Origin of the sequence: Streptomyces subrutilus (assembly GCF_001746425.1) — a bacterium.
Lineage (GTDB): Bacteria > Actinomycetota > Actinomycetes > Streptomycetales > Streptomycetaceae > Streptomyces > Streptomyces subrutilus_A.
The window spans coordinates 6,783,661-6,805,248 of the sequence record NZ_MEHK01000001.1; the positions used below are offsets into that span (position 1 = coordinate 6,783,661).

The window sequence follows — 21,588 nt, forward strand, 5'->3', positions numbered from 1 at the left end:
GAAGGGAGAGCCATGACCTCCCCACGTTTACCCCGGCGTCTGCTGCTCTCTGCCGTCTCGCTCCTCGCCCTCGCCTCCCTGTCCACCGGACTGGCCCAGGGGGCGGCCCCGGCGCCGGCTCCCGCGCCGCCCGCAGCCCTGGCCGCGTCGGCCGAAGCCGTCACGTTCTCCGACGAGTTCGACGGACCCGCCGGCTCCGCCGTCGACGGCGGGAAGTGGCAGATCGAGACCGGCGACAACGTCAACAACCACGAGCGGCAGTTCTACACGGCCGGCAACCGGAACGCCGCCCTCGACGGCCAGGGCCATCTCGTCATCACCGCCCGCCGGGAGAATCCGGCCAACTACCAGTGCTGGTACGGGCGATGTGAATTCACCTCGGCCCGCCTGAACACGGCCGGCAGGTTCACCACGACGTACGGGCGGGTCGAGGCCCGGATGAAGGTCCCGCGCGGGCAGGGCATGTGGCCGGCCTTCTGGATGCTGGGCAACGACATCGGCCAGGTGGGCTGGCCCGCCTCGGGCGAGATCGACGTCATGGAGAACGTGGGCTTCGAACCGTCCACGGTCCACGGGACCCTGCACGGACCCGGGTACTCCGGGTCCGGCGGCATCGGCGCCGGCTACACCCTGCCCGGCGGTCAGGCGTTCGCCGACGCCTTCCACACCTTCGCCGTCGAATGGAGCCCGAACTCGGTCACCTGGTCCGTCGACGGCACCGTGTACCAGCGGCGCACCCCCGCCGATCTCGGCGGCCGCCAGTGGGTCTTCGACAAGCCCTTCTTCCTGATCCTCAACCTCGCGGTCGGCGGCTACTGGCCCGGAGACCCCGACGGCAGCACGGTCTTCCCCGCGCAGCTCGTGGTCGACCACGTCCGCGTCACCACCGGCGGCGGCCGGCCGGGCGGCGGCCCGATCACCGGCCTCGGCGGCAAGTGCGTGGACGTGGCCGGCGCCAACAGTGCGAACGGCACCCCCGTACAGCTCTACGACTGCAACGGAACCGCCGCGCAGCAGTGGACCGTCGGCTCCGACGGCACGATCCGCGCGCTCGGCAAGTGCCTGGACGTGGCCTCGGGAGGCACCGCGGACGGCACGCCGGTCCAGCTCTACGACTGCAACGGGACCCCCGCACAGCAGTGGGCCGTCCCCGCGGCCCGCGACATCGTCAACCCGCAGGCGGACAAGTGCCTGGACGCCACCGGCGGCAACTCGGCCAACGGCACCCGGCTGCGGATCCAGACCTGCGCGGGAACCGCCAACCAGAAGTGGACGGTGACCCGATGATCCGCTGACCCGAGCGGGCCGGCCGCCGGCTCACGGCCCTCGCGGCCGCGGTCTCGGCCGCCCGGTGCCCACCGCCCTCCGGCCCGCCCGGGCCGTCTCTTCCGGCGAGTGCCTGGACCCGCGGGCCGACCGGTGGGCGGTTTCCCAGGGCCCGCCCCACCGCCGCTGCGCGGCTGACCAGCCGCCCCTGAAGACCTCGGGTCCGCGTCCCCGGCCCACGCCCGGGCCGCGGACCCGTCCGGGACTCGAAATGTGATCAGCGAACCAACGAAATATGATGAGCGTGGTCATTTGCGCCGGAAACTCAAGCGGACGTACGTCCAAGCGGTCCAGGAGCGGTCCATGAGCCCCCATAGGTCCACGCGGTCGGCGACCGCGGAAGACTTGCTGACCAGGCTCGGACGGCTCACCGCGCAGGCGAGGGAAGGGGCGGAGCTCCAGCAGGCCCGCGTCGAGCTGGCCGAAGCGCTGCAACGGGAGATCCTCCCGGCGTCCCTGCCCGGCGTGCCGGGCCTGCGCACCGCGGCCCGGTACGCACCGGCCCGCCACGGCCTGAGCATCGGCGGCGACTGGTACGACGGCTTCCTCCTCCCCGGCGGCGCCCTCGGCTTCTCCATAGGCGACGTGGAGGGCCATGACGTCGAGGCCGCCGCGTTCATGGGGCAGGTCCGCATCGCCGTGCGCGCCGTCGCGGCGTCCGCCGCCGATCCGGGCGAGGTGCTCAGCCGGGCCAATGACCTGCTGCTCTCCGTGGACTGCGATCTCTTCGCGACCTGCACCTTCCTCCGCTTCGACCCCGTCACGTGGGAGGTCCAGAGCGCGCGCGCCGGCCACGTGCCCGGGGTCTGGGCCACGATCGACGGCGAGCACGGCATCGTCCGGGACGAGGGCGGCCTGCCCCTCGGCATGCTGCCGGGCGCGCAGTACCCCGTCACCCGCCGCCGGCTCGCGGCGGCCGGTTCGTTCGTCCTGGTCACCGACGGGGTCGTCGAAGGCCCGTCCTTCCCGATCGACGCGGGACTGGAGCGGGTGGCCGAGGTGGTCCGGGCGCACGCGGACGCCGACCCCGGCGAGCTCGCCGCCGCCGTGATGAAGGTGGCCGACTCCACCGGCCACCAGGATGACGCCGCGGTTCTCGTGCTCCGCCATGAGGCCGTCCGGGGCGGAACCGGATGACGCGCAGGGCGCAGTAGCGCGTGTCATGCTCCGAGCGCGGGTGCGGGCTGTTGTCTGATGAAGTGATGCGCACCGAGGGTTTCCCACGTCTGGGCATGACGGTGCTCCGGATCCTGCTCGTCGCCGCCGCCTACTTCGCGGGCGGGCGCATCGGGCTGCTCCAGCAGGTGGTGATCCAGGGCGCCGTCGTCACCCCGCTGTGGCCGCCCACGGGCATCGCCCTCGCCTGCCTGCTGTGGCAGGGGCTCCGGGTCTGGCCCGGCATCGCACTCGGCGCCTGCCTCGTCATCCTGTCGATCAGCGGCTCGATCGACCCCGTCGGCTTCGGGATCGCCGCGGGCAACACCCTCGCCCCCGTGTGCGCCTTCCTGCTGCTGCGGCGCTTCCGCTTCCGCGTCACCCTGGACCGTCTCCGGGACGGCGTGGCACTGGTCTTCCTGGGCGGGCTGGGGCCCATGCTGATCAGCTCCACCATCGGAGCCGGGCTGCTCCTCCTCACCGGCAGCATGCCCCAGAGCGGATTCTGGATCGTGTGGTGGACCTGGTGGGCGGGCGACGCCATGGGCGTGCTCGTCATCACGCCGCTGCTCCTGGTCCTGCGCATGGCCCGGCTGCCCTCGGACGCCTACCGGTGGGCGGAGGCGGGCGCCCTGCTGGCCTCGGCCTTCGCCATCACCCTCCTCGCGACCAGGAGCGACCTGGCCCTGCTCTTCCTCGTCTTCCCGCTCCTGGTCTGGGCGGCCCTGCGCTTCCAGCTGGAGGGCAGCGCGCCGTGCATGCTCCTCGTCTCCGCCATGGCCAACTCGGCGGCGATCGACCAGGACGGCCCCTTCGAGCGCCACACGCTGGTCGAGGCCATGGTCAACCTGCAAGCGCTCAACGGCTCCGCGGCGCTGACCTCGCTGCTGCTGTCGGCGGTCGTGACCGAACAGAACATCATCCGCGCCAGGATCGAGCAGGCCTGCCAGGACCTCGCCGAGGTGGTGGAGCGGCTCGCGCCGGGGAAGGCGGCCTCCGCCTGGCCGCCGCGGGACGAGGACGGCGTGGAGACGCGGGGCGGATAGCCGGGGGGGATAGCGGGGGCGGATAGCGGGGGTGCGCGAACGCGCGGACCGCCGCGCCGATCCCGCCGATCCGGACGCCCCGGCCGGGTCCCCCCCGCTACGCTGCGGCCGTGACCAGTGCAGGGCTGACCCGCCGACGGGTGATGGGCGCCGGGCTCGGCGCCGTCGGGGTGGCGCTCGCCGGGTGTTCGGGCGGCTCGGGCCCGGTGCGGCGGCTCCGGCTCGCGACGGGGCCCGAGGGCGGTCCGTACAACGCCTTCGGCAAGGCCCTGGCCCAGGCCGTCGCCGCGAGCGTCAGCCGGCTGGAGATCGTCCCGGTGAGCACCTCGGCGAGCGTGAACAACCTGCGGAAACTGGACGACGGTTCCGTGGAGCTGGCGCTGGCTATGGCGGACGCGGCCGAGGACGCGGTGCTGGGGCGCGAGTCGTTCACCCGCCCGGCCGCCGTCACGGCGCTGGCCCGGGTCTACGTGAACTACACGCACCTCCTCGTCCCGGCGGACGGACCGGTGCGGTCGGTGCGGGACCTCGCCGGTCGCCCGGTCGCGGCGGGCGCCACGGGGTCGGGCGTCCAGGTGGTGGCCGGCCGGGTACTGCGGTCGGCCGGCCTGAGCGACGGCCCCGCGGCCACCCGCGAGCAGCAGCTGGGACTGGCCGCCTCGGCGGCGGCGCTGCGGGAGGGCGCGGTCGACGCGGTGTTCTGGTCCGGCGGAGTACCCACCCCGGCCCTGTCCGACCTGGCGCGCGAACTCCCCTTGCGGTTCCTCCCGCTGGACGACCACGTGGGCGCGCTGCGGCAGAGCCACGGCCCCGTCTACACGGCGGTCACCCTCCCGGCGGGGGTGTACGGGCTGGCCGAGCCGGTGGGCACCATCGGGGTCGGCAACTACCTCCTGGCCCGCGACGACGTACCGCAGGGCGCCACGCGCGAGCTGCTCCGGGTGGTCTTCGAGCGCTGGAGCGACCTGCTGCGGGAAGTGACGGCGGGCGCGCGCCTGGAACCCCGGTTCGCCATCTCGACCGGGCAGGTGCCGCTCCACCCGGGCGCGGTCACCTACTACCGGTCCGTCTACGGGTGACCCGCCGCGGCTGACCGGCCACCGCTGACCCGCTACGGGGCGGACGGGAGCCGGAACTCGACCACCAGGCCGTGCGGCGCGTTGCCGCTGACGCCGAGCCGGCCGCCGCTGAGCCGGGCGATCTCGTCGGCGATGGCCAGGCCCAGGCCGCTGCCGGGCACGTTCTGGTGCTCGGGGGCGCGTGCGAAGCGCCGCAGCAGCAGGGCGAGCTGGTCCTCGGGAACGCCCGGCCCGTCATCGGCGACCCGTACGACGGCCGTCCCGTCCGCGCCGCGCCTGGCGGTCACCTCGACCCGGCCTTCGCGCGGCACGAACTTGACGGCGTTGTCGAGGACCGCGTCCAGGATCCGGCCCGCCGCGTCCGGCAGGGCGCGTGCCCGCAGGCCGTCCGCCGGGCCGGCGGCGGCCAACTCCAGCCCGGCGTCGCGGAACACCGGATCCCAGGCCCGCACCCGTTCCCGTACGGCCCGCCACACGTCCTGGTCCGCCGGCTCCGCGCCGCCGGACTCCACCCGGGCCAGGGCCAGCAGTCCGTTGAGCAGCTCCTCCAGGCGCTCGGCCTCCTCGAGGGCGCGGGCGTGCTCGGAGCGGCCGGGCCCCGGGGCGATGTGCGGTTCGACGTTCTCCAGCTGCAGGACGAGCGTGGCCAGCGGATTGCGCAGCTGGTGGGAGGCGTCGGCGACGAAGTCGCGCTGGCGGCCGATGGAGACGGCCACGGCCTCCGCCATGATGTTGAAGTGCTGCCGCAGACGGCGCAGTTCCGGCGGTCCGGTGTCGGAGACGGCCCGTGCCTGGAGGCTGCCGGCGGCCAGTCCCTCCACCGCCCGGTCCAGATCGCGGACCGGGCGCATCAGCCAGCGCGTGATCCCCGCGGCCACCAGGGCGGCCGCCGCGAACGCGGCGACGGCTCCGGCGGCGATGGCCGACCACCGGACCGTGACGTCGAGCCGGGCCGCATCCGTGGACACGGACATCAGGACCGCCCCGCTCACCCGCTCGTCCCGGCCCACCGGCTCGGCGAGCACCACGCTCTTCGGGCCCCACGGGCGGACGGCCGGCAGCCGGTCCGTGGAACGCCCGGTGAGGGCCCGGCGCCTGGCGTCGGCCGCGTCGCGGGCTTCCTCCCAGGCGGGGCCCGCCCCGGCCCGGGCGACCGTGGCACCCGCCGTGTCGACGACGACCACCCCGGCTCCGTACAGCTGGGCGTACCGCCCGATCTCGGCGGACAGCTCCTGCCGGTCGGCCGCGGTGCGCATCCGGTCGGCGAGATCGGCGAACCGCACCGCCTCCGAGCGCCGTTGCAGGAGCAGGTGCTCGGTCCGGCCCCGGGCGTAGGCGTCGGCCAGCGGGACGCAGAGCAGCAGTGCCGCCGCCCCCATGAGCACCATCAGCACCGCGAGCAGCCGGCGCCTCACCGCTCGCCGCCCCGGCCGCCCGCGCCGCCATCCTTCCGCGCGCCCGCGGGCCCGTCTCCGCGCTCACCCGCGGGCCCGTCTTCGCGCTCGCCCCCGGGCCCGTCCCTGCGGCCGTCCCGGGCGGCCGGGGAGCCGAGCTGGTAGCCGAACCCGCGGACCGTGCGCACCAGCCCGGAGCGGCCCGTCTTGGCGCGGATGCCCGCCACGTGGACGTCCAGCGAGCGTGAGGCGGCGAGGAAGGCGTCGCCCCAGATCCGGTCCAGGATCTCCTCCCGGGAGTGCACCTCGCCGGGACGGGCCGCCAGGAAGGCCAGTACGTCGAACTCCCGCCGGGTCAGCCGGACTTCGGTCCCCGCCACCGTCACGGTGCGGCCCGCCGGGTCGACCTCGACGTCCCCGGTGCGCACCGGTCCGCCGTCGGCCTCCGGCCGGCCGGACGGTGCGCCCGTCCGGCGCCGTACGGTGTCGATGCGGGCGATGAGCTCGGCCATCCGGAACGGCTTGACCACGTAGTCGTCGGCCCCCGCCCGCAGCCCCTGCACGATGTCGCGCTCCTCGCAGCGCGCGGTCACCACGATCAGCGGCGCGTCGCAGACGGTGCGCAGCCGCCGCAGCAGCTCCAGCCCGTCCAGATCGGGCAGCCCCAGGTCGAGCAGGACGAAGTCCGCCTCGTGGACGTGCCGCAGGGCGTCCATGGCACGGCCCACCCTGCGGACGCTGTGCCCGCGCTGCGCGAGGGCGGTGCCGAGGGCCTGGGCCATGCGGTCGTCGTCCTCGACGAGAAGCGCGTGCATCGACAGTTACCTCGCGAGCTGTGACCGGGGTCAGAAGCTTACGGGAGCCGCCGCGGGCCGGTCCGGGCCGCCGTCGGACCCGGCCTTGGCCTCGGCGTCGGCCTGTGCCTCGGCGCGGCTGAGGGCGGCGTCGCGGGTGTCGGGCATGAGCACGTACGTCACGAGGGAGACCAGGGCGCACCCGGAGACGTACCAGAAGAACATGGTCTCGTGGCCGCTGCTCTTGAACCACAGCGCCACGTACTCAGCCGTGCCGCCGAACAGCGCGTTGGCGATCGCGTACGGCAGTGCCACGCCCAGGGCGCGCACCCTGGTCGGGAACAGCTCGGCCTTGACGGCCGCGTTGATCGAGGTGTAGCCGGTGATGATCACCAGGGCCAGCAGCGACAGCCCCAGCGCGGACCAGTACGAGGAGGCCGACCCGAGGGCGGTCATGATCGGGTACGTGCCGACGGTGCAGCCCACCGCGAAGGTGATCAGCAGGGGTCGGCGGCCGATCCGGTCGGACAGCATCCCGGCGAAGGGCTGCAGCACCGCGAACAGGGTCAGCGCGGTGAAGCTGACCAGCGTGGCGGTGGTCTTCTCCATGCCGGCGCTGCCGACCAGGTACTTGGTGAGGTAGGTGGTGTACGTGTAGTACGCCACGGTGCCGCCCAGGGTGAGCGCCATGACCAGTCCGGCCTGGCGCCGGTGCTGCCACAGGACCTTCAGCGTGCCGCGGGCGCTGTCGTCGTCCCCGTCCTCACCGGAGGCCTCCTCCTTGAAGGCGTCGGTCTCCTGGAGCCGCCGCCGCAGCCAGAAGACCACCACCGCGAACAACGCCCCCAGGGCGAAGGGGATGCGCCAGCCCCAGCTCTCCAACTGGGCCGTGGTGAGCGTGTGCTGCAGGGTGATCAGGATGCCGAGGCCGAGGAGCTGCCCGCACGTCATCGACACGTACTGGAAGGACGACCCCAGGCCGCGCCGGTTGCGGGCCGACGCCTCGGTGAGGTAGGTGGCGCTGGCCGCGTACTCGCCGCCGATGCTCAGCCCCTGGAGCAGCCGCGCGAGCAGCAGCACCAGGGCGCCGAAGTACCCGGCCTGGCCGTAGGTCGGGGCGACGGCGATCAGCAGGGCGGCCACCGACATCATGGTGACGGTCAGCGTGAGCGCGCTCTTGCGCCCGTGCCGGTCGGCGGCGCGGCCGAGGATCCAGCCGCCGACGGGCCGCATCAGGAAGCCGACCGCGAAGATGCCCGCCGTGTTCATCAGCTGGGTGGTCGGGTTGTCGCCGGGGAAGAAGGAGTCGGCGAAGTAGATCGCGAAGCTGGCGTAGACGAACCAGTCGTACCACTCGACGAGATTGCCGAGCGATCCCCCGACCAGGGCGAGACGGCGCTTCTTGCGCTCGTCCCCGGGCGGCGGCGACGCGGGCATGACGGCGGACGAGGACATGGCGGCTCCAGAGGGAAGTCCCTGGCGGGGACGGGGAAGTGCCCCGGTGGCGGGGGAAGTGCCCAGAGCATGCGGCTGCCGCAACCTCCGGACAAGGTCCGCCACCCAGATCTAACGTCCCGCTAAGAAAACCGGGGGGCGTGCGCGGGCGCCTGAGGGCGCGCACAGGAGCGGATGCGCTACTTCCGGAAGATTCCCGGAGACCGGCTTGCACGATCGGGTCTGTTTTCCGATGGGGTGGTGCATGAGGAGCCCTTCGCGCTCCACGGCTGCCGGAGTCGGGGGCAGGCAGACGCGCTCCACATGCCATGGGGAAGGTTTCACCAGACGTGAATGTCGAGGTCGTTGCCCTCGTGCTGATAGCCGCTACCGCGGTGCGTGTTTTCGCTTTTGACGTGGTCAGGGTGTTGCCGACCCGGTGGGTGGCGACGAGCAGCCGTGGGAGAGTGCATGAGTGAGGGCGAGTTCGACCCATCCGGAGACCAGGCGGTCTCCAGCGAGCTGGCCGGTGTCCTGCCGGTGGACTACACCGCCTTCCACTCCCAGCAGCATCGCGCCTACCTGCGCTATGCCCATCTTCAGCTGGGATCCCGGCAGGACGCCGAATACGTCGTCGACGACGTGTTCACCTTCCTGCTCAAGGTGTGGCCGCACGCCCTGAAGGAGGCGAGCCTGCACGGGTTCGCGTGGGCGGTCCTCCGCGAGCACGTCGAGCGCAGGCTCGCGGTCTCGGCCCGGTCCGTGGCGATGGTGGAGACCGCGTGGTTCGCGGCCCTGCGCCGCGCATCCCGGGAGCGGATGGAACTGCTGGAGTCGAAACTCGGCCTGTACGCGGCGATCGCGGACCTGTCCGAACGGCAGTACGACGTGGTGCTGCTGGCCTTCCTGCTCGGCAACGACAACGACACGGTCGCCCGGATGATGGGCATCTCCTCCGCGACCGTCCGCTCGCACATCCGCGGCGCGCGCCGAACCCTGTCCCGGAAACTCGGGGTGGACTGGGTCCCTGGAGAGGAGAAGGACCAGTGAGCGATGTGACTCGCGATCGTGACCCTGTGACATGGGACGGACTGGACGCGGCACTGCGGGAAGCGGAGGTCCTGGTCGAGGAGTACGCCGGCTACGACGAGGGCGCGGCACGGCGACGGATCGCCCGCCGGATCGCGGCCGACCGCGCCCGGGCCGGGATCGGCACGGAGACCGGCCCGCTGCCCGCGCCGCGCTCGGCCGGCATCGACGACCTCGTGCTCGACGCCACCTGCCACGTGCGGGCGGCCAGGACCCTGGACGAGATCGCCTGGGTGCTCGCCGAGAGCCAGGCCTACGCGGAAATCGCCCTGGGCACCGGCTCGTGGCCCCACGGAGCGGACTCGGCACTGCTGTTCGGCTGCCTCCTGCACCTGGATGACGAGGAGGGCGCCCAGTTCTGGTTCCAGTACGCCGCAGGCGCCGGATCGCGCACCGCCGCCCACTGCCTCTACCTCCACCACCTGGCCCGCGCCGAGGTGAAGACCGCCCGCCACTGGAAGCGCCAGGCGCAGGCCCTGCCGCCGGACGACCACCTGCCGGCCCTGCCGGAGATCCCGGACACCCTCGAGGAATCCCTGCGGGCCTCCGTCATCTGGACCTCCCCGCCCATCACCACCCAGGACCTCACCGCCCTCGGCGACGCGGGCCGCTTCGTACGTCCCCCCTACCGACTGCCCCCGCGGCTGCGGCGGGCCGTCACGGCACACGTCTGGTCCGAGGACCCGGACCTCGGCGAGGTGCCCATCCCCGGCCCCCAGGTCGCCGCCGCCGTGGCACATCACGCACGGCTGGGCCCCCTGCACCTGACCGACGAGGCGGCGCACGCCTGGGCCCTCGACGTACTCAAGGAGCCCCAGCCGAACCGGACCCCCCGCGGCGCGCCCGTACGGCCCCCCGCACCGGCCGCGATGGAATCCGTCCACCGCGCCCTGCGCGTCCTGGAGGTCATCAACCGCTACGCGGGCGGCGTGAGCCTGACGCAGATCGCCCGCGAGACCGGACTGCCCCAACTGGCCCTGGCGCGGGCCGTGGAGCAGCTGATCCGAGCGGCACTGGTCACACCCGTCGGGCGTGACGCCTACATCGCCGGCAGCGCCCTGCGGCTCGGCCCGGGCGAGGACGGCCGCGCCCACCTGCAGGAGACCCTCGACTGGGTCCGGGACGCCGTGGGAGCCGCCGTCTACGTGGCCCGCTACGCCGACGGAGAGGTCTGCATCACCCAGTACGCCGACGGGCCCGCCACCCCGCTCGTCGAGGAATGGGTCGACTTCCGCGCCGCCGCCCACGCCTCCGCCGTCGGCAAGGCCCTGCTCACCCAGCTCGACGACGACCAGCGGAAGGACCACCTCGCCCGTCACCGCCTCACCCGCTTCACCGCCCACACCCTCGATACTCCGCAAGCCCTCTTCCAGGAGCTCGACGGCCGCCGGCCCAGCGCCCCCCTGCTGGACCTCCAGGAGTACGCGCTGGGCACGGTCTGCGCGGCGGTCCCCATCACCGCGGGACCGAACGCGGAGTGCGTGGCCCTGTCCATCCCGGCCACCGACCCCCGCCGCCTGCAACAGGCGGCGCGGATCCTGCAGAGCGAAGCCGCGGCCGTCCTCATCGCCCTGATCGTCATCGGCAGCACCCAGCCCGCCGCGGCTCAGGGCCCCGGCCTGGAGGGCGGCAGCGGTCCCGCGGGGCTGGGCAGCGGCCTCCTGTCCCCGACCGCCTAGCCGGACGCTCCGGCACCCGGCAACGCGGGTGCGGACGCCCCCGTCCGGGAAGTCCGGGCGGAGGCGTCCGCAGGCCGCGCGGGCGCTCGTACGGCGGTCCGGGGCGGCGGCTCAGGCGGCGGGGACCGTGACGGTGGGCGTGTTCCAGCCGGAGATCCGCAGCCGGGGCGCGGACCCCCGCAGGTCCCCGGTCCGGTAGGTCGCGGTTCTGTTCAGCCCCGTGAGGTCCGCCGGGGGCGGGGTCGGATGCCACCCGTGACAGGGCATAACGGATGCAATGGCATGAAACGGGATCAAATCGGATGGGGTCTGCCACGGCAGGGGTCACACAGGGCGCCGACAGGCCCCGCCGGAGCGGCGGCTCAGGGCCCGTTCGAGCGAACGGCCCCAGCGCGAGGTGGCGGACAGGCCCACGAGGAAAGCGCCGGCGGCGGGTGGCCGGATCGAGGAGCTGCGCAGTCCGGAAGCCCGGGCAGCGCCGTCCGTGCACCACCGGATGCGTCCGGCGTCCCGGTGGAGTCCCGCTGGAGCCCCGGTCGGCCGGGCGCACGCGGGCCGACCACGCGACGTACCGTCAACTGTGAGTCAGCCGGGGCCGATCGCCGGCGGTATGCCGCGACAACTACTGTTGGTCCTTACACGCAACGGCGTATGATTGTGCGACGCATTCGATTCAGGGGGGAATGGAATGGTGCTTCGACCCGCCATCGTCGATCTGCTGGAGCTCAGCCCGGACTTCACGCGCGACCCGTATCCCGTCTACGCGGCGCTGCGGGAAAAGGGACCCGTGCACCACGTGCGCACCCCGGACGACGAGGAGATGTGGCTGGTCGTCGGACACGACGCCTGCCGCACGGCCTTCACCGATCCGCGGCTCAGCCGGGACTGGCGCGGATCCGGCGACATGGGCCAGATCATCAACGCCGACCAGGACCACCCGGCGCTCGCCCACATGCTGATGTCCGACCCCCCGGACCACACCCGGCTGCGCCGCCTGGTGGCCCGGGAGTTCACCCCGCGCCGCATCGAGGCGCTGGCGCCGCGCATCCAGCAGGTGACCGACGAACTGCTCGACGCCATGGAGGCCGACGAGGAGCGCCGGGGCGACCTGGTGAACGCCTTCGCCTTCCCGCTCCCGATGACCGTCATCTGCGAGCTGCTCGGCGTGCCCGAGCTGGACCGCGAGGCCTTCCGCAAGTGGTCCGGCGAAATGGTCGCCCGCACCAGCCCCGAGGCCGAGGCCGAGGCGTACGCGCAGATGCCCCGGTACCTGACCGGGCTCATCGACGCCAAGCGCGCCGCTCCGGGCGACGACCTGCTCAGCGCCCTGATCCACACCGTCGACGAGGGCGGGGACCGGCTGTCGCCGAGCGAACTGATCGGCATGAGCGTCCTGTTGCTCATCGCCGGGCACGAGACCACGGTCAACATGATCGGCAACGGGATGCGCGCCCTGTTCGCCCACCCGGACCAACTCGCCGACCTGCGCGCCGACCTCGGCCTGCTCGACGGCGCGATCGAGGAGATGCTCCGCTACGACGGTCCGGTGGAGACCTGCACCGAGCGACTGGCCCTGGAGGACGTGGAGATGGGCGGGGTGGTGATCCCCGCGGGCTCGGCCGTCCTGATCGCCATGGCCGACGCGGACCGCGACCCGGCGCGCTTCGAGGATCCGAACCGCTTCGACATCCGCCGGGACGCCCGCGGCCACATCGCCTTCGGGCACGGCCTGCACTACTGCCTCGGCGCGCCGCTGGCCCGGATGGAGGGCCGCATCGCGCTGCGTTCGCTGCTGGAGCGCTTCCCCGAACTCGCCGCCGACGCCGAGGAGACGCAGCTGTCCTGGGTGCCCGGCATGCTGATCAGGGGCGTACGCGAACTGCCCGTGCGCTGGTGACCCGACGGCCCCGGGTCCGGTCCGCTGCCGCGCACACGCCGGCGGACCGGACCCGGGGCCCGGTCGGCCTGCCATCGGCCCGCATCACGCGTCATCCCGGGACCGTCCGTCCGCCCGGTCCGGCCCGCCTGCCCGGTCGGCCCGTCCGCCACCGGACTGCCCCGTGATGTGCTCCAGGTCCGTCAGCAAGGAGTCCAGCCACTCCACGGCGGCGTAGTACGACGTCGGCGCGCCTGGCGGCTCCGCCGCGAACCCGTCGAAATCCGGATCCCGCAGCGGCACCGGCTCCTCCGGGGTGTCGCCGCTGGGGTCCAGGCGCGCCGACACCAGCAGCATCCGCCCGGCCACCCGGTCCCCGAGCCGCGTCACCGCCCTCGCCGGCTCCCGCGCCAGGGGCGGTACGTCGACCCGCTCGGCCGGCACCAGCAGCCGGTCCGCGCCCCACAGCGTGTGGTGGCCGGTCATCAGCGTCGCCTGCCAGTCCTGCCCGGGGGGCGGCCCCGCCGACTCCTTCGGTTCGCTCTGGAACTGCGCGTACGCCGACTCCGCCATGATCAGCGCGTGCTGCAGCGACCGGTGCCCCGGCGCGGCGGAGGGCGCGGGCTCCCGCACCCCGCCCGCCGCGAGCTGGGCCGTCACGGCCACCACCGTCTCCGCGGCGCCCCGCAGCAGCACCGCCACAGAGCGCCGCAGCTCGTCCTGGGCGCCCCGGGGCCAGGCGAGCAGCCCGAACACGGCGCCGATCGCGCTGCCGGTCAGCACGTCCAGCAGCCTGAACTCGGCCAGCTGCCAGGTCGCCGGAGCCAGCTGCGCGAACACCAGCGCGACGACCAGCGTGAACAGAGCCTGGGCCCAGCCCACCCCCTTGACCGGCCCCAGCGTGAAGGCGACCAGCATCAGCGGCGGCAGCGCGGCCGCGTACACCGCGATGTCCGTGCCCACCAGCGCCAGCAGCCCCGCCACCACCAGGGCGCCGATCAGGGTCCCGGTCAGCGCCACCCGTACCGTCGAACGGGTCTCCCGCACGGTCGTCCGGGTCAGCGTCAAGGTCGCCAGCAGCACCCAGAACCCGTGCGGCAGCGAGTCCACCCCCGCGATCACCCGGGCCGCGGCCAGCGCCAGACTGATCCGCACCGCGTTCTGGAAGAACACCGACCGCCCCCCGGCATGGCCCTCCAGCCGCCGCCACCACAGCAGCGGCGCCGGCATCCGCGCGTACCAGAACCGCCCCGGCGCCGCCCTGGCCGCGCCCGCCCGGCCCCGTACCGCGATCCACGCGGCCGTCGACATGGCCAGCGCGGCGTCCGCCGCCTCCAACACGGCCGCGTGCCGGCGCAGCACCGCCGGGGAAGCGCCGGCCTCCGGGCCCGCCGCCAGGGCCGAGCGGGCCCGCAGCAGCTCGGCGTGCGCGTCCCCGGTGGGCTCCCGGCCGCGCAGGCGCCCGGCCGTCTCCTCCGCCGCGTCCCGTACCGCGCGCAGCACGTCCAGCCCGCCCCGGCCGGGATCCGGCCCGCCGGGGGCCGGAGGCAGCAGCGACAGCCTGCGCAGCAGGGTGCGCAGGGACAGCCCGGTCTGGGCCAGCGCGCGGTCGCGTACGCTCGCGCCGGCCGGCCGCTCGGCCTCCGGGACCAGCGAGGACCGCAGGCCGGTACCCGCTGCCAACGCCGCACGCGCCGCAGCGTCGGACAGGGTGAAGCGCCCCCGGGTCAGCTCGTCGGCGCAATCGCGCGCGGTGTCGGCGGCCCGCGCGGCCAGCTCCCGGTACGGGACGGTCGGCGGATCGGGCAGCAGGAACGCCTCCGCGAGGACCAGGAACACCAGGCCGGTCGTCGCGCCCGCCAGCCGCTCGCCGAGCGAACCGGGATCGTAGGGCGGGAAGGACGGCAGGATGTACATCAGCTGCAGTCCCGGCGCGGCCCCCGCCGGGCGCGGCCCGCCCACGGCGGCGAAGGCCAGCGCGAACCCGACCAGCAGCATGCCCACGACCGCGCTCCAGGTCCGTACGGCCAGGTAGGTGCCGATCGTGATCAGCACCCAGCAGACGGGCAGCAGCCGCAGCACGACGGCGGCACGCTGCCGGCCGGTACCGGGGATGCGTGACAGGCCCGCCATGGCCACGGCGGCGAACACCGCGTAGGTCGCGGCGTCGGGCAGGCCGAAGCCGTACAGGAACAGGTAGAAGGCGGCGCCGGCTGCCACCGTGACCCGCGCCGCCCGCCGGGCCGCCGCCCGGTAGGCGGCGGGCAGCCGCACCCTGGGAACGCCAGCCATGCCACCAGCATCCCCCGGTCCCGGCCGCCCGGCACGCGGCGGCCCGGGGACCGGGGGAGAGGAGTCGGGGGAACGCAGGTCGCATCGCAGGGCTGTCACACCCGTCCGGTCCGGGCCGCGGGGTCACCGACGAGGACTGGGAGAACGCGGCCAACGCCCGCCGGCGACTAACCGCCCGGCCAGTTCGGGTAGACCCGCTCCACCGGCACGTCAGGCACCGGTGCTCAGGAGATCGCGTACCACTGGCTGGCCCAGCCGGTGTGGATGGTGCTGGTCGACTGCTCGGCCAGGTTGACGGTCGCCGGCAGCGAGGTCTGACCGGTCAGGATGGTGCTGTACCGCAGATTGGGCGGCGTCAGACCGGCGTTGACGGAGATGCCGGCCCCGGTGGACTTCAACGTGAGGGCGTTGGTGGCCCAACTGCCGTTGAGCAGGAGCGCGATGAAGTAGGTGCCGGGCGCGGCGGTGAACGGCTTGGCGAGGGGGAACGGCTTGGCGATGGGCTCGGTCATCAGCTGCGGCGAGATGTCCGGGGTGGCTCCGACCAGGGTGCCCTTGGCGTCGTACACGCCGAGGTGGCAGTTGGCGAGCTGCGCGTTCGGGTCCAGGCCCGCCAGGCCGAGCCAGACGTTCGACCAGGTGATCTCCTCGCGCAGGACGATCCGCACCAGGGTGATGCGCCCCCCGACCCCCGCGGACGTCTGCGCGGTCACGTGCCCCGCGTCGTTGGGGTCGCCGGTCCACGCCAGCAGGTTCTGGTCCTGCGGCCGCGGCCCCTCGAACCCGGAACCACCGCCCGGCGCGGGCGGCGCCGACGGCCCGGAGCTCACCGCCCCGCGCGGGCTCCCCGCCGGTGCGGTGCAGCCGGCCAGGACGAGGAGCGCCGCGAGCGCGGCGACGAGGCCGGTCGTGGCAGTGGTGGTGCGGGTGCGCATGGTCCCCCCATGAGGCGCTGATGTGACGACGAGCCATGGTCACACACGCCGAACTCGCCCGACCGACCTGCCCCGACCTGCTCCGACTGCTCCGAGTACGCGGAACCCCGCTTGATCGTGGGCGCAGCCTGCATCGGATGCTTGACCGATAGCCTGGCCGCCGAGCAGGGCGGGGCCGCCGACGGCGGGCCGGCAGCGCGGCGACCGGAGCCCACCTGCGACCGCACCAGCAGAAAGAGGTCACCATGACCAACCTCGCCCTCAACCTGGCCGCCACCGCCGCGGCGAACCCCGGCCGCACGGCGATCCAGTTGGACGGCCTGGCCCTCGACTACCGGTCGCTGGACGAGCGCAGTGCCCGCGTGGCCGGCTGGCTGGCCGCCCGGGGCGTGGAGCCCGGCGACCGCGTGGCGATCCTGCTGCCGAACATCCCGCACTTCGCGGTCGCCTACTACGGGGTCCTGCGGGCGGGCGCGGTCGCCGTCCCCATGAACCCGCTGCTGAAGTCGGCCGAGATCCGCTACAGCGCCGGCGACTGCGGCGCCCGGCTGATCCTGGCCTGGGGACCGGCGCAGGCCGAGGCCGGCGCGGCGGCGGCGGAGCTGGGCATCGACTGCGTCGACGTGACCGCCGAGGAGTTCGGCGCCGCCCTGGCCGCCACGGAGCCGCGCACCGAGGTCGTGGACCGGGACACCGACGACCTCGCCGTGCTGCTCTACACCTCCGGCACGACCGGCCGCTCCAAGGGCGCCCGGCTCACCCACGGCAACCTGGGCAGCAACACCGCCACCGTGGCGCGCGTACTGGACATGTCGGCCTCGGACACGGTCTTCGGCGGCCTGCCGTTCTTCCACGTCTTCGGCCAGACCTGCGGGCTGAACGCGGCGGTCCTCACCGGCGCCCGTATCACCCTGCTGCCGCGTTTCGACGCGGCGAAGGCGCTCGAGATCCTCTCGCGCGACGGGGTCACGGTGATGGAGGGCGTGCCCACCATGTTCATCGGCCTGCTCGCCGCGGCGGATGCGGCCGGGTCGACCGGCCTGACGGGCGGCAGCGGGCCGCGGCTGAGCGTGACCGGCGGCTCGGCGATGCCGGTGGAGGTGCTGCACCGGTTCGAGTCGGCGTTCGGATGCCCGCTCGTGGAGGGGTACGGCCTGTCGGAGACCGCCCCGGTGGTCACTTTCGGATCGCTCGACGGCCCTCGCAAGCCCGGCTCGATCGGCACGCCGATCGCCGGGGTGCGGGTGCGCCTGATCGACGACGAGGGCAAGGAGGTCGCCGAGGGAGAGGTCGGGGAGATCGCCGTGCAGGGCCCGAACGTCATGTCCGGCTACTGGAACCGCCCGGAGGCCGACGCGGCCGCGTTCGCCGACGGCTGGTTCCGCACCGGCGACCTGGCGCGGCGCGACGAGGACGGCTTCTACTTCATCGTCGACCGCAAGAAGGACCTCGTCATCCGGGGCGGGTACAACGTCTACCCGCGCGAGATCGAGGAGGTCTTCTACGAGCACCCGGCCGTCGCCGAGGCCGCGGTGGTGGGAGTCCCGCACGAGGTGCACGGCGAGGAGGTCGCCGCCGTCGTCACGCTGAAGCCGGGCGCGGAGGTCACCGCGGACGAACTCCGCGCGTTCGTGAAGGCCCGCGTGGCCCCGTACAAGTACCCCAGGATCGTCCAGCTGGTACCGGGCCTGCCGAAGGGCCCCACCGGAAAGATCCTCAAGCGGGAGATCACGCTCGACGACTGACGATCGGTCACCCCCGGTGTCCGTTGGTACGGCCGCCCTGCCGGTCCTCGCCTGGACCGTCGCGGTGGCCGTCCAGACGGCCTCGCCTCCCACCCGCCACGGCTCTCGCCCGAGCCGTCCGGGGAGGCCGCCGGCCCGCCACGGCACCCACCCGCCCCGAGCCCTCCTGACCTCCGGTCCCACGCCGTGGTGTAGCCGGACCGCGCGCCACGTGCGCCGCCGAGTCCGACTCCGCCGTTGTCACCCGAACGGCCCAAGCCCGGCCGACGGTCAGGGGCGGTAGCGCAGCGGGTGGTCCGCCGGCACCTCCACGACGGCGATGCGCACGCCGTCCGGGTCGGCGATCCACATCTCGATCAGGCCCCAGGGCTCGCGCAGCGGGGGCCGCAGCACCTCGGCGCCCCGGCCGCGCAGTTCCTCGTACGCCGCCGCCACGTCCGGGACCTGGAGCCACAGCCGCATCCCGGGGCCGGGCGGCTCCTCGGCGCGCCCCGACACCTCGAGGAACCCGCCGCCGAGAAAGTAGACCGTCCCGCGCTCGGGGCCGGTACCGAACTCGCGGTAGACGGCCAGCCCGAGCGTGCCGCCGTAGAAGGCGCGCGAGCGCTCGGGGTCCGTGGGGGTGAGCAGGGTCCTGCCGCTCAGTACGTGCACCATGACTCCCAGCCTCGTCCTATGGTCGGAGCATGGTACGCAAGCGCGTGATCGTGTCGGGCACGGTGCAAGGGGTGTTCTTCCGGGACACCTGCCGCCGTGAGGCGCTCGCACAGGGCGTGTCCGGCTGGGTGCGGAACCTGCCCGGCGGTGAGGTGGAGGCGCTGTTCGACGGGGGCGAGGGCGCCGTCGAGGCGATGGTGCGGTGGGCGCGTACGGGGCCGCCGACGGCCGACGTCCGCGCCGTGGAGGTCCACGAGGAGGCGGCGCCGGAGGAACTGCGCGGCTTCGAGGTGCGGCCCACTCCCCGGGACGCGGCCTGAGCCCGGCCCGCGGGGCGTGCGGAGCGGCCCGGCAGGCTCCTTGCCGTGGCGCCGTGCGACTCGCCTCCACCGCGGGCGCGGCGGTCGTCGTGCTGTGCACCGCCACGCTGGGCTGTACGGCCGCGCCCTCCTCCCCGACCCCGCCCGCGGGCAGGGTGCAGGCCCATACCGGGCTGGCGGCCGAGGTGACGGGGGTGCCGCCGGAGGCGCTGGGCGCCACCTACCGGCCGGGCTGCCCGGTGGGCCCCGACCGGCTGCGGCTGATCCGGATGAACCACTGGGGCTTCGACGGCCGGGTCCACCGCGGTGAACTCGTCGTCCACGAGCGGGCGGTCAGGCCCCTCCTGAAGGTCTTCGGCGAGGTCTTCGAGGCGAAGTTCCCCATCCGTCGCATGCGGCCGGCGGCGGCCTACGGCGGTGACGACGAGCAATCGATGGCCGACGACAACACGTCCGCCTTCAACTGCCGTCAGGTCACCGGCGACGCCGGCCGCATCTCGCGTCACGCCTACGGGGACGCCGTGGACGTCAACCCGGTGGAGAACCCGTACGTGGACCGCGGCGGCACCCCCCATCCGGCCGCCGGCCGCCGGCATCTGCGGCGCGACCCGCCCGCCCCCGGCATGATCCGCCCCGGGGACGTCGTCACCCGGGCCTTCGAGGACGTGGGCTGGCAGTGGGGCGGCGACTGGTCGAACCCCGACTACCAGCACTTCTCGGCGACCGGTGGCTGAGCCGCCGCACATGCGCGACGACGCAGGAGGAAACACGTGGACCAGCTGTTGAGAGTCCAGAACTTCAACGTGTCCGGCGACGGGTTCGGTGCCGGTGAGCACCAGAGCCTCGAGCGGCCGTTCGGGGACGCCGATCCCGGGACCATGTTCGCCTGGGCCGGCGCCACGGCGAGCTGGCCCCACCGCAGCGCCCCCGGGGGCAGTCGCGGCCTCGACGACTACTTCACCCGGGACTTCGCACACAACATCGGCGCGGAGATCATGGGCCGCAACAAGTTCGGGCCCCAGCGCGGTCCCTGGCAGGACCTCGACTGGCGCGGCTGGTGGGGTGACGAGCCCCCCTTCCACACCCCGGTGTTCGTCCTGACCCACCACACGCGTCCCTCGTTCACGCTCTCCGACACCACCTTCCACTTCGTCGACGGCGACCCGGCCGACGTTCTCGTACAGGCCAAGGAGGCGGCGCAGGGCAAGGACGTCCGGCTCGGCGGCGGGGCCGCCACCATCCGCGAGTTCCTCGACGCCGCCCTCGTCGACACCCTGCACGTCGCGGTCTCACAGGTGCGGATCGGATCGGGATCGCGCCTGTGGGAGTCCCCCGAGGAACTGCTCGACCGCTTCCACCTCGAGGTGGTGCCCAGCCCGAGCGGGGTGAGGCACCACCTGTTCTGGCGGAAGTGACCCGGCCTCCCGGCCCGGCTCAGGCGTCCCCGGCGGTCGCCGCCGCCGCCCGGGCGCCGCCCGCGCGGGGCAGCGTCACCTCGGAGCGGCAGCCGCCGGCCACGCTGCGTACGCCGGCACGCCCCGCGTGCCGCGCGTCCGTCCGCCGCGGTGTCCGCTCGGCCCCTGCCGGGCGAGGGGTGAGGTTTGCCCCGCCCCCATGCGGGTTAGGCGCGTCGTACGAGTGACTCCGCCGAGAGCAAGGGAGCCCACGCGATGACTCGCCCCCTCCCCGTGGAACCCGGTGACGGCGGCCTGCGGGTCGTGGTGACCGGCGCCACCGGAAACGTCGGGACCAGCGTGGTCCAGGCCTGTGCCGACAGTGCGGCCGTCACCTCCGTCCTCGGTCTCGCGCGCAGGGTGCCCCGGTGGACGCCCGCCAAGACGGCCTGGGCGGCCGCGGACATCGAACCGGACGGCCCGGACCTCGTGCCGCTGTTCGCCGGGGCCGACGCCGTGGTCCACCTCGCCTGGCGGTTCCAGCCGACCCACCATCCTGCGCAGACCTGGCTGACCAACGTCCTAGGGAGCGTGCGCGTCTTCGAGGCCGCGGCACGGGCCGGGGTGCCCGCCCTGGTCCACGCCTCCTCCGTCGGCGCTTACTCACCCGGCCCGAAGGACCGTGCGGTCGACGAGTCCTGGCCCACCCACGGCTGGCCGCAGGCCGCTTACACCCGCGAGAAGGCCTACCTCGAACGCGTCCTCGACGCCTTCGAGCGGGAACACCCCGACATCAGGGTGGTCCGCATGCGCCCCGCGTTCCTCTTCAAGCGGACCTCCGCCTCCGAGCAGCGGCGGATCTTCGCCGGGAGGCTCCTGCCCGGACGGCTCATCCGGCCCGGCCTGATCCCCGCCGTCCCCGACATGCCCGGAATGACCTTCCAGGCCCTGCACACCGACGACGCGGCCGCCGCCTACCTGGCGGCCGTCACCCGTCCGGTACGGGGGCCCTTCAACCTGGCGGCCGACCCGCCCCTCGACGCCGAGGTCCTGGCGGGCATCCTGCACGCCCGCCGCTTCCCGCTGTCGAGCGCCCCGGTCCGGGCGGCCCTCGCCACCGCCTGGCGGCTGCACCTCGCGCCCGCGTCGCCGGACCTTTTCGACGCCGTCCTGCGGCTGCCCCTGCTGGACCCCTCCCGGGCCCGTACGGAGCTGGCCTGGCGGCCCGCGTACACGGCGGTGGAGGCCGTGGAGGAGTTCCTGGCGGGCCTGCGCGAGGGCGCGGGGATGGACACCGCGCCGCTGGCCGCCTGAACGCGGCACCGCGGTCGTACGCCCCGGGGGGCGGGGGCGGACGCAGCCGGGCTACCGGC

At 74.1% G+C, this 21,588-nt stretch carries 17 protein-coding genes and 1 pseudogene; 12 read left to right on the forward strand and 6 right to left on the reverse strand.

Going from position 1 to position 21,588, the window contains the following annotated elements; genetic code table 11:
• Nucleotides 1-12 precede the first annotated feature (12 nt).
• From BGK67_RS30905 to BGK67_RS30920, 4 genes are all read left to right on the forward strand, one after another.
• On the forward strand, nt 13-1,287 hold the full coding sequence (locus tag BGK67_RS30905) for a glycoside hydrolase family 16 protein (protein ID WP_069923156.1): 1,275 nt from the start codon (nt 13-15) through the stop codon (nt 1,285-1,287).
• Nucleotides 1,288-1,629: 342 nt separating this feature from the next.
• On the forward strand, nt 1,630-2,463 hold the full coding sequence (locus tag BGK67_RS30910) for a PP2C family protein-serine/threonine phosphatase (RefSeq protein ID WP_069923157.1): 834 nt from the start codon (nt 1,630-1,632) through the stop codon (nt 2,461-2,463).
• 62 nt (nt 2,464-2,525) lie between these two features.
• The gene (locus BGK67_RS30915) at nt 2,526-3,527 is read left to right on the forward strand and encodes an MASE1 domain-containing protein (protein ID WP_069923158.1); all 1,002 of its coding nucleotides are present in this window, start codon (nt 2,526-2,528) and stop codon (nt 3,525-3,527) included.
• 110 nt (nt 3,528-3,637) lie between these two features.
• On the forward strand, nt 3,638-4,606 hold the full coding sequence (locus tag BGK67_RS30920; RefSeq protein ID WP_244291364.1) for a TAXI family TRAP transporter solute-binding subunit: 969 nt from the start codon (nt 3,638-3,640) through the stop codon (nt 4,604-4,606).
• A 32-nt stretch (nt 4,607-4,638) separates the two neighbouring features.
• Here the strand turns inward: BGK67_RS30920 and BGK67_RS30925 are convergent, their stop codons facing one another.
• The 3 genes from BGK67_RS30925 to BGK67_RS30935 are packed head-to-tail and all read right to left on the reverse strand — an operon-like array spanning nt 4,639 to nt 8,231.
• Entirely contained in the window at nt 4,639-6,021 is a 1,383-nt protein-coding gene (locus BGK67_RS30925; protein WP_069923160.1) for a HAMP domain-containing sensor histidine kinase, read from the reverse strand.
• On the reverse strand, nt 6,018-6,815 hold the full coding sequence (locus BGK67_RS30930; RefSeq protein ID WP_079154468.1) for a response regulator transcription factor: 798 nt from the start codon (nt 6,813-6,815) through the stop codon (nt 6,018-6,020). The genes BGK67_RS30925 and BGK67_RS30930 overlap by 4 nt, the downstream gene beginning before the upstream one ends.
• A gap of 30 nt (nt 6,816-6,845) precedes the next feature.
• Nucleotides 6,846-8,231, reverse strand: coding sequence for an MFS transporter (locus BGK67_RS30935; protein ID WP_069924239.1), 1,386 nt, complete (start codon nt 8,229-8,231; stop codon nt 6,846-6,848).
• Between the two features lie 468 nt (nt 8,232-8,699).
• Between BGK67_RS30935 and BGK67_RS30940 the strand changes: the two genes are divergently transcribed.
• From BGK67_RS30940 to BGK67_RS30950, 3 genes and pseudogenes are all read left to right on the forward strand, one after another.
• The gene (locus BGK67_RS30940) at nt 8,700-9,278 is read left to right on the forward strand and encodes an RNA polymerase sigma factor (RefSeq protein ID WP_244291365.1); all 579 of its coding nucleotides are present in this window, start codon (nt 8,700-8,702) and stop codon (nt 9,276-9,278) included.
• A gap of 908 nt (nt 9,279-10,186) precedes the next feature.
• Nucleotides 10,187-10,897 (forward strand): annotated as a pseudogene (locus BGK67_RS30945) (IclR family transcriptional regulator); the annotation flags it as partial.
• Between the two features lie 787 nt (nt 10,898-11,684).
• Nucleotides 11,685-12,893 (forward strand): cytochrome P450 family protein, encoded by a 1,209-nt coding sequence (locus BGK67_RS30950; protein WP_069923162.1) that lies wholly within the window; start codon nt 11,685-11,687, stop codon nt 12,891-12,893.
• An 84-nt stretch (nt 12,894-12,977) separates the two neighbouring features.
• Here BGK67_RS30950 and BGK67_RS30955 read toward each other — a convergent pair whose 3' ends face one another.
• Together BGK67_RS30955 and BGK67_RS30960 are read right to left on the reverse strand one after the other, a co-directional pair.
• A complete protein-coding gene (locus BGK67_RS30955; protein WP_069923163.1) occupies nt 12,978-15,164 on the reverse strand; it encodes an FUSC family protein in 2,187 nt (728 codons plus the stop codon).
• A gap of 224 nt (nt 15,165-15,388) precedes the next feature.
• On the reverse strand, nt 15,389-16,099 hold the full coding sequence (locus BGK67_RS30960; RefSeq protein WP_069923164.1) for a hypothetical protein: 711 nt from the start codon (nt 16,097-16,099) through the stop codon (nt 15,389-15,391).
• A gap of 245 nt (nt 16,100-16,344) precedes the next feature.
• Here BGK67_RS30960 and BGK67_RS30965 point away from each other — a divergent pair, with 245 nt between their 5' ends.
• A complete protein-coding gene (locus BGK67_RS30965; protein ID WP_069923165.1) occupies nt 16,345-17,844 on the forward strand; it encodes a long-chain-fatty-acid--CoA ligase in 1,500 nt (499 codons plus the stop codon).
• Nucleotides 17,845-18,114: 270 nt separating this feature from the next.
• Here the strand turns inward: BGK67_RS30965 and BGK67_RS30970 are convergent, their stop codons facing one another.
• A complete protein-coding gene (locus tag BGK67_RS30970) occupies nt 18,115-18,501 on the reverse strand; it encodes a VOC family protein (RefSeq protein WP_069923166.1) in 387 nt (128 codons plus the stop codon).
• Between the two features lie 29 nt (nt 18,502-18,530).
• Between BGK67_RS30970 and BGK67_RS30975 the strand changes: the two genes are divergently transcribed.
• The 4 genes from BGK67_RS30975 (at nt 18,531) to BGK67_RS30990 (ending at nt 21,529) form a co-directional block, all read left to right on the forward strand.
• Nucleotides 18,531-18,821 (forward strand): acylphosphatase, encoded by a 291-nt coding sequence (locus tag BGK67_RS30975; RefSeq protein ID WP_208948768.1) that lies wholly within the window; start codon nt 18,531-18,533, stop codon nt 18,819-18,821.
• Between the two features lie 53 nt (nt 18,822-18,874).
• Nucleotides 18,875-19,555: a M15 family metallopeptidase gene (locus BGK67_RS30980; RefSeq protein WP_244291366.1), complete on the forward strand. Its 681-nt coding sequence runs from the start codon at nt 18,875-18,877 to the stop codon at nt 19,553-19,555.
• A gap of 36 nt (nt 19,556-19,591) precedes the next feature.
• Entirely contained in the window at nt 19,592-20,236 is a 645-nt protein-coding gene (locus BGK67_RS30985) for a dihydrofolate reductase family protein (RefSeq protein ID WP_069923167.1), read from the forward strand.
• Nucleotides 20,237-20,491: 255 nt separating this feature from the next.
• A complete protein-coding gene (locus BGK67_RS30990) occupies nt 20,492-21,529 on the forward strand; it encodes an NAD-dependent epimerase/dehydratase family protein (protein ID WP_069923168.1) in 1,038 nt (345 codons plus the stop codon).
• The last annotated feature ends 59 nt before the right edge of the window (nt 21,530-21,588 follow it).

Excerpts from the sequence above, each read along its gene's own strand:
- BGK67_RS30905 (WP_069923156.1), top strand. The coding sequence starts at position 13 with ATGACCTCCCCACGTTTACCCCGGCGTCTGCTGCTCTCTGCCGTCTCG.
- BGK67_RS30910 (WP_069923157.1), top strand. The coding sequence starts at position 1,630 with ATGAGCCCCCATAGGTCCACGCGGTCGGCGACCGCGGAAGACTTGCTG.
- BGK67_RS30930 (WP_079154468.1), bottom strand. The coding sequence starts at position 6,815 with ATGCACGCGCTTCTCGTCGAGGACGACGACCGCATGGCCCAGGCCCTC.
- BGK67_RS30935 (WP_069924239.1), bottom strand. The coding sequence starts at position 8,231 with ATGCCCGCGTCGCCGCCGCCCGGGGACGAGCGCAAGAAGCGCCGTCTC.
- BGK67_RS30940 (WP_244291365.1), top strand. The coding sequence starts at position 8,700 with ATGAGTGAGGGCGAGTTCGACCCATCCGGAGACCAGGCGGTCTCCAGC.
- BGK67_RS30950 (WP_069923162.1), top strand. The coding sequence starts at position 11,685 with ATGGTGCTTCGACCCGCCATCGTCGATCTGCTGGAGCTCAGCCCGGAC.
- BGK67_RS30955 (WP_069923163.1), bottom strand. The coding sequence starts at position 15,164 with ATGGCTGGCGTTCCCAGGGTGCGGCTGCCCGCCGCCTACCGGGCGGCG.
- BGK67_RS30960 (WP_069923164.1), bottom strand. The coding sequence starts at position 16,099 with ATGCGCACCCGCACCACCACTGCCACGACCGGCCTCGTCGCCGCGCTC.
- BGK67_RS30965 (WP_069923165.1), top strand. The coding sequence starts at position 16,345 with ATGACCAACCTCGCCCTCAACCTGGCCGCCACCGCCGCGGCGAACCCC.
- BGK67_RS30970 (WP_069923166.1), bottom strand. The coding sequence starts at position 18,501 with ATGGTGCACGTACTGAGCGGCAGGACCCTGCTCACCCCCACGGACCCC.
- BGK67_RS30975 (WP_208948768.1), top strand. The coding sequence starts at position 18,531 with ATGGTACGCAAGCGCGTGATCGTGTCGGGCACGGTGCAAGGGGTGTTC.
- BGK67_RS30990 (WP_069923168.1), top strand. The coding sequence starts at position 20,492 with ATGACTCGCCCCCTCCCCGTGGAACCCGGTGACGGCGGCCTGCGGGTC.